13 protein-coding genes are annotated in these 16,441 nt (G+C 70.9%); 8 read left to right on the plus strand and 5 right to left on the minus strand.

The genetic code is table 11. The annotated features are described in order from the left end of the window. Positions 1–105: 105 nt before the first annotated feature. From AB0B91_RS37180 to AB0B91_RS37190, 3 genes are all read right to left on the minus strand, one after another. Positions 106–2,268, minus strand: a complete 2,163-nt coding sequence (locus AB0B91_RS37180; protein ID WP_358330013.1) for a serine/threonine protein kinase — start codon at positions 2,266–2,268, stop codon at positions 106–108. Between the two features lie 105 nt (positions 2,269–2,373). Then, positions 2,374–3,549, minus strand: a complete 1,176-nt coding sequence (locus AB0B91_RS37185; protein ID WP_358330016.1) for a S8 family serine peptidase — start codon at positions 3,547–3,549, stop codon at positions 2,374–2,376. A gap of 73 nt (positions 3,550–3,622) precedes the next feature. Next, positions 3,623–3,895 carry a WXG100 family type VII secretion target gene (locus AB0B91_RS37190; RefSeq protein ID WP_219531266.1) on the minus strand — a complete coding sequence of 91 codons (273 nt, stop codon included), beginning with the start codon at positions 3,893–3,895 and terminating at the stop codon, positions 3,623–3,625. A gap of 123 nt (positions 3,896–4,018) precedes the next feature. Between AB0B91_RS37190 and AB0B91_RS37195 the strand changes: the two genes are divergently transcribed. The 3 genes from AB0B91_RS37195 (at position 4,019) to AB0B91_RS37205 (ending at position 8,083) form a co-directional block, all read left to right on the plus strand. Next, positions 4,019–4,738 (plus strand): SDR family oxidoreductase, encoded by a 720-nt coding sequence (locus AB0B91_RS37195; RefSeq protein WP_358330020.1) that lies wholly within the window; start codon positions 4,019–4,021, stop codon positions 4,736–4,738. A gap of 77 nt (positions 4,739–4,815) precedes the next feature. Then, positions 4,816–6,567, plus strand: a complete 1,752-nt coding sequence (locus AB0B91_RS37200; protein WP_358330022.1) for a biotin carboxylase N-terminal domain-containing protein — start codon at positions 4,816–4,818, stop codon at positions 6,565–6,567. Between the two features lie 127 nt (positions 6,568–6,694). Further along, a complete protein-coding gene (locus AB0B91_RS37205; protein WP_358330025.1) occupies positions 6,695–8,083 on the plus strand; it encodes a hypothetical protein in 1,389 nt (462 codons plus the stop codon). 64 nt (positions 8,084–8,147) lie between these two features. Here the strand turns inward: AB0B91_RS37205 and AB0B91_RS37210 are convergent, their stop codons facing one another. Further along, positions 8,148–9,542, minus strand: coding sequence for an NAD(P)H-quinone dehydrogenase (locus AB0B91_RS37210; protein ID WP_219531269.1), 1,395 nt, complete (start codon positions 9,540–9,542; stop codon positions 8,148–8,150). 71 nt (positions 9,543–9,613) lie between these two features. Between AB0B91_RS37210 and AB0B91_RS37215 the strand changes: the two genes are divergently transcribed. Then, the gene (locus tag AB0B91_RS37215) at positions 9,614–10,066 is read left to right on the plus strand and encodes a gamma-glutamylcyclotransferase (RefSeq protein WP_219531270.1); all 453 of its coding nucleotides are present in this window, start codon (positions 9,614–9,616) and stop codon (positions 10,064–10,066) included. Here the strand turns inward: AB0B91_RS37215 and AB0B91_RS37220 are convergent. Continuing rightward, positions 10,063–11,367 carry an MFS transporter gene (locus AB0B91_RS37220; protein ID WP_358330030.1) on the minus strand — a complete coding sequence of 435 codons (1,305 nt, stop codon included), beginning with the start codon at positions 11,365–11,367 and terminating at the stop codon, positions 10,063–10,065. The genes AB0B91_RS37215 and AB0B91_RS37220 overlap by 4 nt on opposite strands. 110 nt (positions 11,368–11,477) lie before the next feature. On the opposite strand from AB0B91_RS37220, the gene AB0B91_RS37225 reads away from it, so the two are divergent. From AB0B91_RS37225 to AB0B91_RS37240, 4 genes are all read left to right on the plus strand, one after another. Then, positions 11,478–12,458, plus strand: coding sequence for an Lrp/AsnC family transcriptional regulator (locus AB0B91_RS37225; RefSeq protein ID WP_358330033.1), 981 nt, complete (start codon positions 11,478–11,480; stop codon positions 12,456–12,458). Then, positions 12,455–13,759: a M20/M25/M40 family metallo-hydrolase gene (locus tag AB0B91_RS37230; RefSeq protein ID WP_358330035.1), complete on the plus strand. Its 1,305-nt coding sequence runs from the start codon at positions 12,455–12,457 to the stop codon at positions 13,757–13,759. The genes AB0B91_RS37225 and AB0B91_RS37230 overlap by 4 nt, the downstream gene beginning before the upstream one ends. A 1-nt stretch (position 13,760) precedes the next feature. Beyond that, the gene (locus AB0B91_RS37235) at positions 13,761–14,564 is read left to right on the plus strand and encodes a purine-nucleoside phosphorylase (RefSeq protein ID WP_358330038.1); all 804 of its coding nucleotides are present in this window, start codon (positions 13,761–13,763) and stop codon (positions 14,562–14,564) included. A 203-nt stretch (positions 14,565–14,767) separates the two neighbouring features. Further along, the gene (locus tag AB0B91_RS37240) at positions 14,768–16,402 is read left to right on the plus strand and encodes a phospho-sugar mutase (RefSeq protein WP_358330041.1); all 1,635 of its coding nucleotides are present in this window, start codon (positions 14,768–14,770) and stop codon (positions 16,400–16,402) included. Positions 16,403–16,441 lie beyond the last annotated feature (39 nt).

A 16,441-nucleotide genomic window follows, 5' to 3' on the forward strand; every position in this document is an offset into this window, starting at 1 on the left:
AGGGGGGGCGCCCCCCCCCGCGCGCCGGGGACTCCTGCGCCCCACCGCCGGGGGGGCCGGTGAGGATCGATCCTCACCGGCCCCGCCGTTCGCGTACCGGCCTGCTCAGCCGCAGTTGCCGTATGGGGCGCTGGTGCTGCCGGAACCGGCGCTGCCCGAGTACTTCACGCACTTGCCCTTGGCGGGCAGCTTGACCGGGCCGGCGTAGTACTCGTAGCTGCCGGAGTCGGTCCTGCTCCCCCCGCCCTGCACGTCGAGCGTCGCGCTGACCGGGGTCTTCTGACCCACGTTCGCGGTCTTCATGGTGACCACGCAGTTCTCACCGGTACCGCTGTTGTAGAGCTGGTATGTCACCCCGCCCGAGAACGCTCCGCTGCGCTGCACGCTGAATCCGCCTCCGCAGACCTGCGCCGGCGTGTAGGGGTTCGTCTTGGGCGGCGTCGGCGTCGGCTTGGCCGTGGTCTTCGTCGGCGTGGGCGTCGGCTTGGCGGTGGTCTTGGTCGGCGTGGGCGTCGGCTTGGCGGTGGTCTTGGTCGGCGTGGGCGTCGGCTTGGCGGTGGTCTTGGTCGGCGTCGGCTTGGGCGACTGGGTCGTCTTCGTCGGCGTCGGCTTGGGCTCCTCGGTGGTCTTCGTCGGCGTGGGCTCCGGCTCCTTGGTCTTCGTCGGCTCCGGCGTCGGCGTGGGGTCCGGGTCCTTGGACTTCGTCGGCTCCGGCGTCGGCGTCGGCTCCTTCGACTCGGTGGGAGTCGGGGTCTGGCTCGCCTGGCGCTTCCTGGTCTTGCGCTCGCTCGCCGTGGCGCTCGCGGTGGGCTGCGTCGCCGTCGGCTGGGCGGCGGGCTGCGTCACCGTCGGCTGGGTCACCGGCTGCGTGAGGATCGGCTGCGGCGTCGGGACCGTGCTGAACTCCGGAGCGGTGGGCGCCGACGAGGGATAGTCGGTCGGCAGCACCAGCGGGACCACGTCGGTCGGGTCGGGGCTCGCGGAGGCCCAGGGCACCGTCACGTCGGGCTGCGACTGCTGAGGATTGGGCTGGCCGGGCAGCTGCTGCTGTGGCTGCGCGGACGAGTCACCCCCGCCCCCGCCGATCGCCAGCGTGCCGCCCTTCTTGGCCTCGGCCGAGGAGTTGGACACCGTCTCCAGCTTGGCGTAGTGGCCCGCGCCCCACAGCCCCACGCCGGACAGCAGCGCGACCGCCGTGACGGCCGCGGCGAGCCCGATGGGGAACGACTTGCGCCGGGGGGCGGCACCGCCGTGCTGCGGCGGCGCCTGCCATACCTGGGACGGCGGCTGCCCGCCAGGCGCCCCTTCCCACGGTCCCTGCTGCGGCACGGGCGGCGGGCCCCACGTCTGCTGCGGGACCGGCACCCCTTCGAGCGGCGCCTGGTGCTCAGCCAGCTCCTGGTGCTCGGCCGGCGCCTCCAACGGCGGGAGCTGGATGGTCTGCGGCGGGAAGAGCTCGCCCTCCGGCGCCTGCGGGGGCGGTGGCACAGTGGCGACGACGCCCACCCGCGGCGCTGCGGCGCCGCTCTTGTCGCCGAGCAGTTGCAGCAGCGCCGTGTAGGTGGTCGGCCGCTGCGTGACGTCCTTGGACAGCGCGGAGAGCACCACCCGGCGCAGCGGCTCGGCCAGCGCGCCGACCTCGGGCTCCCCGTTGAGCACCGCCTGGGCGTCGTGCCCGAAGGGGGGCTGCCCGGTCGCGGCGAAGACGATCGTGGCGGCCCAGGCGAACACGTCGGCGTAAGGGCCGTACCCCAGCCCGCTGAGCTGCTCGGGCGAGCGGTAACCGAGCTCGCCGGCGGCCTCGCCGAGGTCGATGTCGGTCACACGGGGGCCGTCAGCGGCGAGGAGCACGTTGTGCGGAGTGAGCCCACGGTGCGTGACGCCGGCGAGGTGCACGGCGGTCAGTGCGGTCAGCACGCCGACGGCCACCCGCTCCAGGGTGTCGCCGTCGAGCGGCCCGTCGGCCGCCACCGTCTCTGCCAGGCTGCGGCCCTCGATGTGCTCGCGCACGATGTACGGCTGCTCGTCGTGCATTCCGGCGTCCAGCGTCCTGGCGACGTACACGCTCGAAATACGCTGGACGCCCTTGTACCGCTCAGCGTCGTGCGGCCCCGCGCCGGGAACGGCCGGGAGCAGCTTGATCACTCGGGTGGGTCCGTCCTCGGACTCCTTGCCGAGGTACGCGACTCCTCGCGGCCCCTCGTCCAGCCGTCCGAAAAGGGTGTGAGCTCCTAAACGCTCAGGATCACCCGGCCGCAGAGGGTGCATCTCTTTCCCTTCAAGTCAAAACTCGTTACGCCCGTACATTCAACCAAATCTGTCACATCTGTATCAGTGGTTTCGGACGCAACCTGACATTTAACCGTAAAGACATCAAGCGGCCGGACGGCCGGGACGCCAGCCCCGGCGGCGGCCCAGCGGAATGAGCGATGCCGCGGCCGCCGCGGCGGCGGCGATCCCCAGCGCGCCGACCGTCACCAAGAGGGCGACGTTCGTCGCGTGCTCGTCGGGCTGCGGCGCCTTGGCCACCGCGTTGGCGGGCAACGGCGAGGGCGGCGGCGGGGCGACCACGGGGGCGCCCGCCGGGTCGAAGGACAGCGACGCGGTGACGGCCATCAGCGGGTTGACCATCCCGGCTCCGGTGCCGGTGCCCACCGAGCCGTCGGCCGTGGCGGTGATGCGCTGACGTACCTGCTGCTGGTCGAGCTTGGGGAAGCGGGCGCGGACGAGCGCGGCGACCCCCGCCACGTACGGGGCGGCGAAGCTGGTGCCCTCCAGGCCGCGCATGTAGCTCTTGCCCGTCCACGGGGCGGTGATGTCCACGCCCGGCCCGAGCACGCCGACCGGCGTGGCCGTGTTGGAGGAGTCGGCGCGGCGGCCGTCGCTGTTGGCGGAGCCCACGGCGAGCACGCCGTCATAGGCCGCGGGGTAGGCGGGCTCGGGTGGCCCGTCCTCCTTGGTGATGTTGCCGGCGGCGGCCACGACCACGATGTCCCTGGACAGCGCGTACTGGATGACCGCCTTCAGGTCGGGATGGTCGGCGGCCCGCACCGAGACGTTGATCACGTCCGCCTTGCGGTCCACGGCCTCCTTGATCCCCTTGACCAGGTCGGCGACCTCGCCCTCCTCGCTGTTGCTCTGCTTCACCGAGATGAGCTGGACCTCGGGGGCGACGCCGTGGAAGGGGACCCCGGCGAGATAGCGGCCGGCGATGATGCCCGCGACGGCGGTGCCGTGCCCCACGCAGTCGCGGTAGCCGGTGTGGGTGATGTCGATGAACTTGGAGATCTGGATCTGCGGGTGCTGGTAGTCGACGCCGCTGTCGACCACGGCGACCTTCACGCCCGCGCCCCGGGTGATGCGCCACACGTTCTTGATGTCGAGCCTTTTCTGCGCCCACGGCTCGGTGCCGGGCAACTGCGTCGTCCCCTTGCGTGGTTTGCACTCCACGGGCGCGCTTCTCTCGGCCTGCACCTGTTCCGCGGCGAGCGCGGGGGCCGAGGTGAGCTGCAGGGCGAGCACGCCCGCCGCGAGAGTCCGTCCGATCATGGCGGAAGAGCGTAGCCTGCCCACCTGAACGAAAAGAAGCCCCGGTGGTCAGACCGGGGCCTCTCCGCGAGGCTCAGCGGGTCGCGGACTCGATGTTGCCCCGGTAGGTGTTGATCACCCGGGAGGCCTCCTGGAGCTCTTCCGTCATGCGCTGGAAGGCCGTCCGGTAGTTCTGCCAGGCCCCTTGGAAGCGCTCGGCTCCCGGGCCCGTCCAAGCGGTGCCGACCTTGGCGGCCTCGCGGTCCAGCGCGGTCATCGTGGTGCGCACCGCCTCGGACTGCTGGTTGAACTGGGTGGCCATCTGCTGCATTTCCGCGGGGTCGCCACCGAGCAGGCTCTGGCTCATGCATACCTCCTGGATCGACTGAAAGCGCCCTCAACATAAGCGCGTCACTCACGCCTCGCTCCTGTTATGCCGAGCGGCTATGGTCTTCCAGAGGAATATTCGGATTCTAAGGAGCATCCGGCCATGCGCGAGGTTGTGGTCACCGGCGGTGGCACCGGGATCGGCTACGCGATCGCCGCGGCGTTCGCCTCCGCGGGTGACCGGGTCACGATCACCGGCCGGCGCGAGCAGGTGCTGAAGGAGGCCGCGGCCCGGCTCGGCGCCGCCTACCTGCCGTTCGACGCCGCAAGCCCCGCCGCCGTGAAGGACGCGGCGGGCCGCCTGCCCGAGCGGGTCGACGTCCTGGTCAACAACGCGGGCGGCAACACCAACCTGGACCGGCGGCAGTCCGACGACCTGCTGGACGTGGCCGAGGGCTGGCTGGCCAACCTCAACGCCAACCTGCTGTCCGCCGTGCTCGTCACGACCGCGCTGCTACCGCGCTTCGCCAAGGGCGGGCGGATCATCACGATCGGCTCGATCGCCGCCCGCGGCACGGGCTCCGGCTCGTACGGCGCGGCCAAGGCGGCCGTCGAGGCGTGGACCGCCGACCTGGCCGCCCAGCTCGGCCCGCGGGGCATCACCGCCAACGTCGTCTCCCCCGGCCTGGTGCTCGACACCGAGTTCTTCCGCGGGCGCCTGACCGAGGAGGGCATCAGGGCCCGCGTCGACAACACCCGCAACGGCCGCCCCGGCACCCCGTCCGACGTCGCGGACAGCGTTGTCTTCCTCGCCTCTCCGGGCGCACGGCATCTGACGGGGCAGGTGATCCACGTGAACGGCGGCGCTTATCTGGGTCGCTGACCGGCGGCCGACAGCGAACACTTACACTCCGTCTCAGTGCCCGGCGCGGAAGGATGCCTAGGAAAGGACGTAGGTCGGTGCAGAAGGTTCTGATCGCCAACCGGGGGGAAATCGCCGTCCGGGTCGCACGGGCGTGCAAGGACGCCGGGATCGGCAGCGTGGCCGTTTACGCCGACCAAGACCTCGACTCCCTGCACGCCAAGATCGCCGACGAGGCGTACGCGCTGGGCGGCCAGTCCCCCGCGGAGACCTACCTCGACATCGGCAAGCTGCTGGAGATCGCCCGGCGCTCGGGCGCCGACGCGGTGCATCCCGGTTACGGGTTCCTGGCCGAAAACGCCGACTTCGCCCAGGCCGTCATCGACGCGGGCCTGATCTGGATCGGCCCGCCGCCGGCCGCCATCGCCGCGCTCGGCGACAAGGTCCAGGCCAGGCACATCGCGCAGAAGGTCGGCGCGCCGCTCGTCGCGGGCACCAAGGACCCGGTCTCGGGGGCCGAGGAAGTGGTCGCCTTCGCCGAGGAGCACGGGCTGCCCATCGCGATCAAGGCCGCGTACGGCGGTGGCGGCCGGGGCATCAAGGTCGCCCGGCGGCTGGAAGAGGTCGCCGAGCTCTACGAGTCGGCCGTGCGCGAGGCGATCGCCTCGTTCGGCCGCGGCGAGTGCTTCGTGGAGCGCTACCTCGACCGCCCGCGGCATGTCGAGACCCAGTGCCTGGCCGACCGCGACGGCAATGTGGTCGTGGTCGGCACCCGCGACTGCTCGCTCCAGCGCCGCCACCAGAAGCTGGTGGAGGAGGCGCCCGCGCCGTTCCTGTCCGAATCGCAGGTCGAGACCCTCTACACCAGCTCCAAGGCGATACTCCGCGAGGCCGGTTACGTCGGCGCGGGCACCTGCGAGTTCCTCGTCGGCCAGGACGGCACGATCTCCTTCCTGGAGGTCAACACCCGGCTGCAGGTCGAGCACCCCGTCACCGAGGAGGTGTCGGGCTTCGACCTGGTGCGCGAGATGTTCCGCATCGCCGACGGCGAGTCGCTGGGCTTCGGCGACCCGGCGCCGCGCGGTCACTCGATCGAGTTCCGTATCAACGCCGAGGACGCCGGCCGCAACTTCCTGCCCGCGCCGGGCACGCTCACCGTCATGCGCCCGCCGTCGGGTCCCGGCGTGCGGCTCGACTCGGGGTTCGAGGCCGGGATGACCGTGCCCCAGACGTTCGACTCGCTGGTGGCCAAGCTGATCGTGACCGGTCGCACGCGTACGGAGGCGCTGGAGCGCTCACGCCGGGCGCTGGCCGAGTTCGAGATCGACGGCATGCCGACCGTGCTCCCCTTCCACCGCGCGGTCGTGTCGGACCCGGCCTTCACCGCCGAGCCGTTCGCCGTCCACACCCGGTGGATCGAGACCGAGTTCGACAACACGATCGCGCCCTACGCGGGGGACGGCTCCGCCGACGAGCCCGCGGCGCGCGAGTCGGTGACGGTCGAGGTCGGCGGCAAGCGCCTCGAAGTGGTCCTGCCCTCCGGCCTCGGTACGACCGGCGCCTCCAGGGGCGGCGCGCAGCCCGCGGGCAGGAAGCCCAAGCGCGGCGGCGCGAAGAAGCCCGCGGCGGGCGGCGACACGCTGGTCAGCCCCATGCAGGGCACGATCGTCAAGGTCGTGGTGACCGACGGCGACACGGTGGCCGAGGGCGACGCGATCGTGGTGCTCGAGGCCATGAAGATGGAGCAGCCGCTGACCGCGCACAAGGCGGGCACCGTCACCGGCCTGACCGCCGCGGTCGGGCAGACCGTCACGTCAGGGGCCACGATCTGCGAGATCAAGGACGCTTGACCGCCGGAGGCTCCAGGAACCTTGACCACGCCCCGCGCTCGGACGGCTTCATACGGGTAACGTGCATATGCAAAGGAACTTTGTTGAGCGCCCGTTCGTCATCCTGAGCGAAGGAGGCTTGCTGCCAATGACCCATTCGCTGCGCCGAGCAGGGGCCGCGATCGCGGCTCTGATCGCCGGTCTTTTCGTCGTACTTGCGCTGTCCCCTGCCGCCAACGCGGCGGCCGCACCCCCTGACGCATCGAGCGTTGTGTCCTATTGGAAGGACAAGAAGGATCCGCTCTTCGTGCAGTCGGGCTCGTCGCTGACCTCGGACCAGCAGTCCGATATCCGCGACACGTTGAAGGATTCCAAGAGTGACGTCTACGTCGCGGCGCTGCCCGACGGCACATTGACCTCGTCGTCGGACGCCAAGCAGTACCTCAGCTCCCTGGGCACGGCCACCGCGGCCGCCAAGGGTGGGGGCCGGGTCACCGTGGCCGTCCTCGACGGCAACTCCCTGTTCGCGGAGTCCAATTTCGGCAAGCCCGGACTCACTGACCAGCTGGCCAAGCTGGCGGTGCGCAACAACGACGACGTCGTGTCCGGCATGAATGACTTCGTGGAGCGGGTCAACCTCGCCTCCGAGAACAAGAAGTCCGCGCTCAACTCCGGCCCTGTGGGCGGCAGCGGCGGCGGCAGCGGCGCGCTGATCGCCCTGGGCGCGCTCGTCGTGGTCGGCGGCGGCGGCTACTTCGTCTACTCGAAGAACAAGAAGAAGAAGCAGGCCATCCAGGACGCCAAGGACCTGGCCGCGGTCAAGCAGACCGTGGAGGAGGACGTCACGAAGCTCGGCGAGGAGATCACCACGCTCGACGCCGACGTCGCGCTCTCCGGCCAGAGCGGCCAGCACATCACCGAGTGGCAGCAGGCACTCGACTCCTACGAGAAGGCCAAGACGCAGCTCGCGGCCATTCAGCGGGCCGACCAGGTCCGCGAGGTGACCCAGACGCTGGAGGACGGCCGCTACTGGCTGGCCGTGGTGAAGGCCAAGGTCAACAACCAGCCGACCCCCGAGCGGCGGGCGCCCTGCTTCTTCAACCCGCAGCACGGCCCGTCGGTGCGTGACGTGCGCTGGGCGCCGCCCGGTGGCGCGGTGCGCGACGTGCCCGCCTGCGCGGCCGACGCGGAGGCCGTGGAGCGCGGCTTCGACCCGCAGATGCGGGAGGTCATGGTCGACGGCCAGCGGCGTCCCTACTACGACGCGGGACCGGCCTACCAGCCTTACGCCTACGGCTACTACGGCGGCTTCGGCGATGTCATGACCGGCATGTTCGTCGGCACCCTGATGGGCAGCATGCTCAGCGGCGGCTTCGGTTACGGCGGCTTCGGCTACGGCGGCTACGGTGACGGCGGCGGGGGCGACATCAGTGGCGGCGGCGGCGACTTCGGTGGCGGAGACGGCGGCGGCGGCTGGGGTGACTTCGGCGGCGGCGGCGACTTCGGTGGTGGCGACTTCGGCGGCGGCGACTGGTAACCCGTTCAACGGATGATCGGGCGCGTTCCCTTCGGGGGACGCGCCCGTTTCCGTTTGAGCCGGGTCAGATCCCGATCTGCGCCTCGGGCTGCATCAAGCGGCGGGCCGCCTCGGTGATGGATCCCGACAAAGACGGATAGACCGCGAAAGTGTGGGCCAGTTGGTCCACCGTGAGCCGCTGCTGCACCGCCACGGAGAGCGCCAGGATCAGCTCGGACGCCCTCGGCGCCACCACCACGCCGCCCAGCACGATCCCGGTGTGCGGACGGCAGAACAGCTTGACGAAGCCGTCGTTGAACCCCTGCATCTTCGCGCGGGCATTGGTGGCCAGCGGCAGCTTGACGACGTTGGCCTCGATCTCGCCGGCCTCGATCGAGCGCTGCGCGACGCCGACCGCGGCGATCTCCGGGTCGGTGAAGATGTTGGAGGCCACCGTGGCCAGGCGCAACGGCTGCACGGCCTCACCCAGCGCGTGCCAGACCCCGATGCGGCCCTGCATGGCGGCGACCGAGGCGAGCATGAGCACGCCGGTGCAGTCGCCCGCCGCGTAGACGCCCGGCGCGGAGGTGCGCGAGACCTTGTCGACCTTGATGAAGCCGTTCCTGTCGAGCTGGACCCCGGCCTCCTCCAGGCCGATGCCGCCCGTGTTGGGCACCATGCCGACCGTCATCAGCGCGTGGGAGCCCTCGGCCGTACGGCCGTCTTCGAGTGTGACCACGACGCCGTCGGCGGTCCGCTTGACGGAGGCGGCGCGCGAGCGGCCCATGACGTTCATGCCGCGGCGCCGGTAGACCTCTTCGAGCACCTCGGCGCCGTCGGCGTCCTCGTTGGGCATCATCCGGTCACGGCTGGAGACCAGCGTGACCTCGGCGCCCAGCGAACGGTAGGCGCCGGCGAACTCGGCGCCCGTCACCCCGGAGCCGACCACGATCAGATGCTCGGGCAGCGCGTCGAGGTCATAAAGCTGGCGCCAGGTGAGCACGCGCTCGCCGTCGGGCTCGGCCCCCGGCAGGATGCGCGGCGTCGCACCGGTCGCCACGATGACCACGTCGGCCTTGATCGCGCGGTCGCCCGCCTTGACCAACTGCGGGTCGGCCAGCCGCCCGCGCGCCTTGATGATCTCGACGCCCTCGGCGGCCACCCGGGTCTCGATGTCGGCCGACTGGGCCTGTGCCAGCTCCTTGACCCGCTTGTTGACCAGTGGCAGGTCGACGCTCGCCACGCCGACGTCGCCGTCGAGCCCGCCGGTGAAACCGACGCCCAGAGAGGGCGCGTCGAGCAGGGCCTGTTTACGTACGGAGGTGGCGATGAGGGTCTTGGACGGCACGCAGTCGGTCAGCACGCACGCGCCGCCCGGTCCGTCCTGTTCGACCATGGTGACCTGCGCGCCTAGCTGCGCTGCCACCAGGGCCGCCTCGTAGCCGCCTGGTCCGCCACCGATGATCACGATCCTCGTCACGTGCCCATTCTCCCGCATGGCGCGCGCTGACGACGAACGGGGCGGCCTCTCGCCCGCTACTCTTATCAGCTGTGCCTGTATACGCGGCCTACGGCAGCAACATGGACCCCGAGCAGATGGCCATGCGCGCCCCTCATTCCCCGATCCGGGGTGTGGGCTGGCTGCAGGGTTGGCGCCTGACGTTCGGCGGCGACGACATCGGCTGGGAGGGCTCGCTCTCCACCATCGTCGAAGACCCCGACGAGCACGTCTTCGTCGTCCTCTACGACGTGCCCGAGTCGGACGCCAACTCGCTCGACCAGTGGGAGGGCGCCGTCCGCGGCCTCTACCACAAGGTGCGGCTGCGGGTGCAGACCCTCGACGGCGAGCAGGTGGCCTGGTTCTACGTGCTCGACGGCTACGAGGGCGGCCTGCCCTCCGCCCGCTACCTGGGCATCCTGGCGGACGCCGCCGAGCGGGCGGGCGCCCCCGACGACTACGTCAAGGAGCTGCGGGGACGCCCCTGCAGATCGATCGGCGACTAGCTCAGCGGCTGGTCCTTGGTCTCCTTCAGCGCGAAGACGTAGACCAGCGTGGAGACCAGGGCGAGCGCCGACATGTACCACGGGAAGAGTCCCGAGTTGCCCGCGTCCTTCAGCGCCGTGCCGATGAGCGGCGCGGTGCCACCGAAGATCGCGACGGTCAGCGAGTACGGGAAGCCCGCCCCCGCCGCCCGCACCCGGGTCGGGAACAACTCGGAGTTGACCGCGGCCGAGACCGAGGTGAAGCAGCCCAGGAAGATCATGCCAAGGCACTGGATGAACAGCAGGCTGGAGAACGAGTTCGTCAGCATGCCGAGCAGCGGCACCGGCAGGATCGTGAACGCCAGGCCGAAGGTGATCAGCATGGGCCGGCGCCCGACCCGGTCCGAGAGCATGCCGAGCAGCGGCTGCAGGATCATGAAGAAGACCAGCGAGATCGTGCTGACCGTGAGCGACTCGCCCTTGTCGAAGCTCACGTTCTGCTGGGCGTAGGTCGGCAGGAAGGTCGTCCAGGTGTAGTAGGCGACCGTGCCCGCCACGGTGATGCCGACGATCATCGCGGCCTTGGTCGGGTAACGGACCAGGAACTCGAACAGGCCAGGACGCTCCGCCTTGCCCTCCTGGATCTCGCTGACCACCGCGCTGGTCTCCTCGGCGCCCTTGCGGATCCACAGGCCCACGAGGCTGATGACCGCGCCCACGACGAACGGGATGCGCCAGCCGTAGGAGTTCATGTCGGCTTCTGCCAGGTTGGCGGCCAGCAGCGCGGCCAGGCCGGAGGCGAAGAGCTGGCCGATGGTGGTGCTGACGTACTGGAAGCTCGAGAACAGTCCGCGACGCCCGGGAGGCGCCGACTCGACCAGGAACGTGGTGGCCGCGGCGAACTCGCCGCCGACCGAGAGTCCCTGGATCAGCCGCGCCAGCGTCAGGATGATCGGCGCGAGCACGCCCGCCGTCGCATAGGTCGGCGTGACCGCCAGCAGCAGCGAGCCGCCGCCCATCAGGATGATCGTGAAGGTCATCGCAGCCTTGCGTCCGTACCGGTCGGCGAACGCGCCCACCAGCAGGCCACCCAGGGGGCGCATGAAGAAACCGACCGCGAACACCGCGAAGGCGCTCAGCACCGGGACCAGACTGTTCGTGCCGGACTTGGGGAAGATCTGCTCGGCGAAGTAGACGGTCAGGAAGCTGTATGTGTACCAGTCGAACCACTCGACGACGTTGCCGATGCTGGCCGCCATGAGCTGGCGGACACGGCTTTTGGGAATGCCGACTGGCGATGGTGCCACGGGGGAGGTCGCCACGGGGGCTCCTTTGCTGACAACTGCGATGATGGCTTACTGTGCATTCGGGCGACCGAAACAGTCAAATGCCTCGCCACATATTTACAAACCCGACATAGAAACGGCTCCCTGTGGATGTTCTCGACCGGCGCCTGGTCGCCGCCCTCCAGATCAGCCCCCGCGCGTCGTGGGGCGAGATCGGCAGGGCCGTCGATGAGCACGAGCGCACGGTCGCGCGCCGGCTGCAGCGGCTGATCGCCGACGGCATGGTGCGCGTCACCGCGATCTATGACGACCTGCGTTCGGGCCACGGGCGACCCGTGCACCTGCACGTCCAGGTCCGTCCCGGTGCGGCGGCGCAGGTCGCCAAGGCGCTGGCCGACCGGCCCGACACGCGCTCGGTCTACTCGCTGACCGGGGCCGCCGACCTCGCCTGCGAGCTGGTCGCCCGTACGCGCGAGGAGTTGCACGACATCCTCACCGCGGAGATCAGCGAGATCGACGGGGTGCTGCAGACGCAGACGCAGGTCGTGCTCCACACGTTCAGGACCGTGGCCGAATGGCACGCGCCCTACCTCAGCGAGCAGGAGGCGGCTCAGCTCCGCCCGGCCATGCTCCATGATCCCCTTCCGGATCAGGACGGTCTGTCGCCTCTGGAACAGGACATCGCCGAGCTGCTGGCCGGTGACGGCAGGATCGCCTTCACCGCGATCGCCGAGCAGCTCGACATCTCCGTACCCACCGCGCGCCGGCGGGTGTCCTCGCTGCTCGAACGGCGAGTGCTGCTGCTGCGGGCCGAGGTCGAGCCCGCGCTGCTCGGTCTGGAGGTGGAGGGCAAGCTCTGGCTCAAGGTCCGCCCGTACGGCCTCGACCGGGTCGGCCAGACGCTCGCGGCGCACCCCAGCGTGCGTTACTGCGCGGCGACATCGGGCACGCATTCTCTGATCGTCCAGGTCGCGGTGGCCCATGAGGCAGACCTCTACCGTTTCCTGACGGGTGTCGTCGGCCCCCTCGACGAGGTCACCGACATGGACGTCACCCTCATCACCCGCGCCTACAAGCGCGGTCACCTCCACAAATCCGGCCTGCTCACCCTGGAGAGGACCCCATGACGCCCGCCGAGAACGAAGTCGCCGACCTCTGCGCCGAACTGATCCGCGTCGACAGCAGCAACTACGGGGACGGTACCGGCCCCGGCGAGCGGGCCGCCGCCGAGGCCGTCATGGCCAGGCTGGACGAGGTCGGCATCGAGGCCACCTACATCGAGAGCGAGCCGGGCCGGGGCAACGTCATCACCCGCGTCGAGGGCTCCGACCCGTCGCTGCCCGCGCTCCTGGTCCACGGCCACCTGGACGTGGTGCCCGCCAACGCGGCCGACTGGTCCGTCGACCCGTTCGCCGGCGAGGTGCGTGACGGCTACATCTGGGGCCGGGGCGCGGTGGACATGAAGGACATGGACGCGATGATGCTGGCCGTACTCCGGCAGCTCACCCGCGAGGGGCGCAAGCCGCGCCGCGACCTGGTCTTCGCCTGGCTGGCCGACGAGGAGGCGGGCGGCACGTACGGCGCTAAGCACCTCACCAAGCACCACCCCGAGCTGTTCGAGGGCGTCACCGAGGCGATCAGCGAGGTGGGCGGCTACTCCCTGGAGGTCGACCCGTCGCTGCGGCTCTACCTGATCGAGACCGCGCAGAAGGGCCTCGGCTGGATGAAACTCATCGCCGACGGCACCGCCGGGCACGGCTCGATGCTCAACCCCGACAACGCGGTCACCGAGGTGGCCAAGGCCGTCGCCAGGGTCGGCGCCCACGAGTGGCCGATCACCCTCACCCCGACGGTCCGCCAGTTCCTCACCGAGGTCGCGGACGCGTTCGGGCTGCCCTTCGACGAGGACGACCCGGCGCCCCTCCTGGACAAGCTCGGACCGCTCGTCCGCTTCGTCGGCGCCACCCTGAACCACACCGCCAACCCGACCCAGCTCAACGCCGGCTACAAGTCCAACGTCATCCCCGGCCAGGCCACCGCCGTGATCGACGGCCGCTTCCTGCCCGGCCACGAGGACGAGTTCTTCAAGACGATCGACTCGCTGATCGGGCCGGGCGTACGCCGCGAGTTCGTGCACCACGACATCGCGCTGGAGACCACGTTCGACGGCGCCCTGGTCGAGTCGATGATCGCGGCGCTGAAGGCCGAGGACCCGGCCGCGCGGGCCGTGCCGTACTGCATGTCCGGCGGCACCGACAACAAGACGTTCTTCGCCGATCTGGGCGTGCGCGGGTTCGGGTTCGTGCCGCTGCGGCTGCCCGGGGACATGGACTTCGCGTCGATGTTCCACGGCGTGGACGAGCGGGTGCCGGTGGACGCCCTTCAGTTCGGGGTACGGGTGCTCGACAGGCTCCTCCTAAACTATTGACGTGAGCAACGACCCGTACACCCTGGCCGGAGCGGCCGCCGACGCGCTGAAGAGCGCGTCCGGCCTCGACACCTTCGACGTGGCCCTCGTCATGGGGTCCGGCTGGGTGCCGGCCGCCGACGCGATCGGCGAGACGGTCACGGAGATCCCCTTCACCGACCTGCCCGGCTTCTCAGCTCCGGCCGTGGCCGGGCACGGCGGCAAGATCCGCGTCCTCCGCACTCCCAGCGGACGGCACGCGCTCGTCTTCCTCGGCCGCAGCCATCTCTACGAGGGCCGGGGCGTCGACTCCGTCGTCCACGGCGTACGCACCGCGGCCGCCGCGGGCGTCGGCACGATCGTGCTGACCAACGCGGCGGGCGGCCTGCGCCCCGAGACGCAGCAGGTCGGCGACCCGGTGCTGATCAGCGACCACATCAACATGACCGGCGCCAACCCGATCACCGGCACCACGTTCATCGACCTCACCGAGGTCTACTCGCGGCGACTGCGGGCGCTCGTCCACGAGGTCGACCCGACCATCGCCGAGGGCGTCTACGTGGCCTTCCGCGGCCCGACCTACGAGACGCCCGCCGAGATCCGCATGCTGCGCACGCTGGGCGGCGACCTGATCGGCATGTCCACGGTCCTGGAGGCGATCGCGGCCCGTGAGGCCGGTCTCGACGTGCTGGGCGTCTCCCTGGTCACCAACCCGGGGGCGGGGCTGGCGGACGAGCCGCTCAACCACGAGGAGGTCCTGCAGGTCGGCCGCGAGACGGCGGCCCGGATGGGCACGCTGCTGTCCAAGATCGTGGACCGGCTCTGACCGGCGACCAGGCTCCCCCGTCCCGCGTGATCTCGCCGACCTGACTCGTGAGGCCCGACAGTGACCACCGCCCCGACCCTCGACCCGACCCCCGACCCGACCCCCGACTTGGCCCCCGGCGCCTCCCTTGACCGGCCCGGCTGGGCCTCCTCTGACCAGCCCGACCGGACCTCCCCTGACCGACCCGACCTGCGAGGCCGGCGGTGAGCGCCGACCTGGCCCGTGAGGCCCGTCTGTGGCTGGCTCAGGATCCCGATCCCGAGACCAGGGCCGAGCTGTCGGCCCTGCTCGAATCCGGCGACGACGAGGCGCTGCGTGACCGCTTCGGCGCCCGGCTCGAGTTCGGTACGGCCGGTCTGCGCGGTGAGCTGGGCGCGGGCCCCAACCGGATGAACCGGGTGACCGTCATGCGGGCCGCGGCAGGTCTGGCCAAGGTGCTCGGCCCCGGCAGGCACGTCGTCATCGGCTACGACGCCCGCCACAAGTCCGACATGTTCGCCCGCGACACCGCGGCCGTGCTGACCGGTGCCGGGCTGCACGCCTCGCTGCTCCCCTGCCCGCTGCCGACCCCCGTGCTGGCCTTCGCCGTCCGTCACCTCGGCGCCGACGCCGGGGTGACGGTCACCGCCAGCCACAACCCGCCGCGCGACAACGGCTACAAGGTCTACTGGGGCGACGGCTCCCAGATCGTGCCGCCGATCGACGCCGAGATCTCCGCCGCCATCGAGGCGGTGGGCCGCGTCGACCAGTTGCCGCTCGACGGCCCCGGCACGCTCACCGAGTTGGGCGAGAGCATCATCGACGACTACATCGACGCGGTGACCGCGCTGCCGCTCGGCGACGCGCGCGCGCTGCGGGTCGCCTACACGCCGCTGCACGGTGTCGGATCGGCCACGCTGACCGGCGCGTTCCTGGCCGCCGGGTTCGAGAGCCCGATGGCCGTGGAGGAGCAGCGCAACCCCGACCCCGAGTTCCCGACGGTGGCCTTCCCCAACCCGGAGGAGCCGGGCGCGATCGACCTGGCCGTGGCGCTGGCCGTCAAGATCAACGCCGATGTCGTGCTGGCCAACGACCCCGACGCCGACCGCTGCGCCGTGGCCGTGCCGCTGGGCGACGGCTCCTGGCGCATGCTGACCGGCGACGAGGTGGGCGGCCTGCTGGCCGAGCACGTGATCACGCACACGTCCGGCGATCGCCTGGTGGCCACCACGATCGTCTCCTCCACACTGCTCAGCAAGATCGCCGCCGCCCACGGCGTCCGCTACGGCGAGACGCTGACCGGTTTCAAGTGGATCATCAAAGCGGGCCCCGGGCTGGTCTTCGGGTACGAGGAGGCGATCGGCTACAGCGTCGGCTCCGACGCCGGGCTGCCGGTCCACGACAAGGACGGCATCGGCGCCGCCCTGACCGTGGCCGGCATCGCCGCGGCGGCCAAGCGTGCCGGGCGGACCCTGCTCGACCTGCTCGACGACCAGGCCAGGCGTTACGGGCTGCACGCCACCGCGCAGCTGTCCGTCCGGGTCGACGACCTGTCGCTCATCGCCGGCGCCATGGCCCGGCTGCGCGCCGACCCCCCGGCCGCGCTCGGTGGGCGCGCGGTCGAGCGGGCCGACGATCTGCGCCTGGGTGACGGCGGGCTGCCGCCCACCGACGGGCTGCGCTACACGCTGTCCGGCGACGCCCGGGTGGTGGTCCGGCCTTCGGGGACCGAGCCCAAACTCAAGTGCTACCTGGAGGTGGTCATCCCGGTGACCGGGCCGGTGGGTGATGCCCGGGCGCTGGCCGTACGCGAGCTCGACGCCCTGAAAGCCGATGTCAGCGCCGCACTCGGCCTCTAGACACCACGAGCCGACGTCGGCGCCGCACCCGGCCTCTAG

Origin of the sequence: Nonomuraea sp. NPDC049141 (genome assembly GCF_040648415.1) — a bacterium.
Taxonomy (GTDB): Bacteria; Actinomycetota; Actinomycetes; order Streptosporangiales; family Streptosporangiaceae; genus Nonomuraea.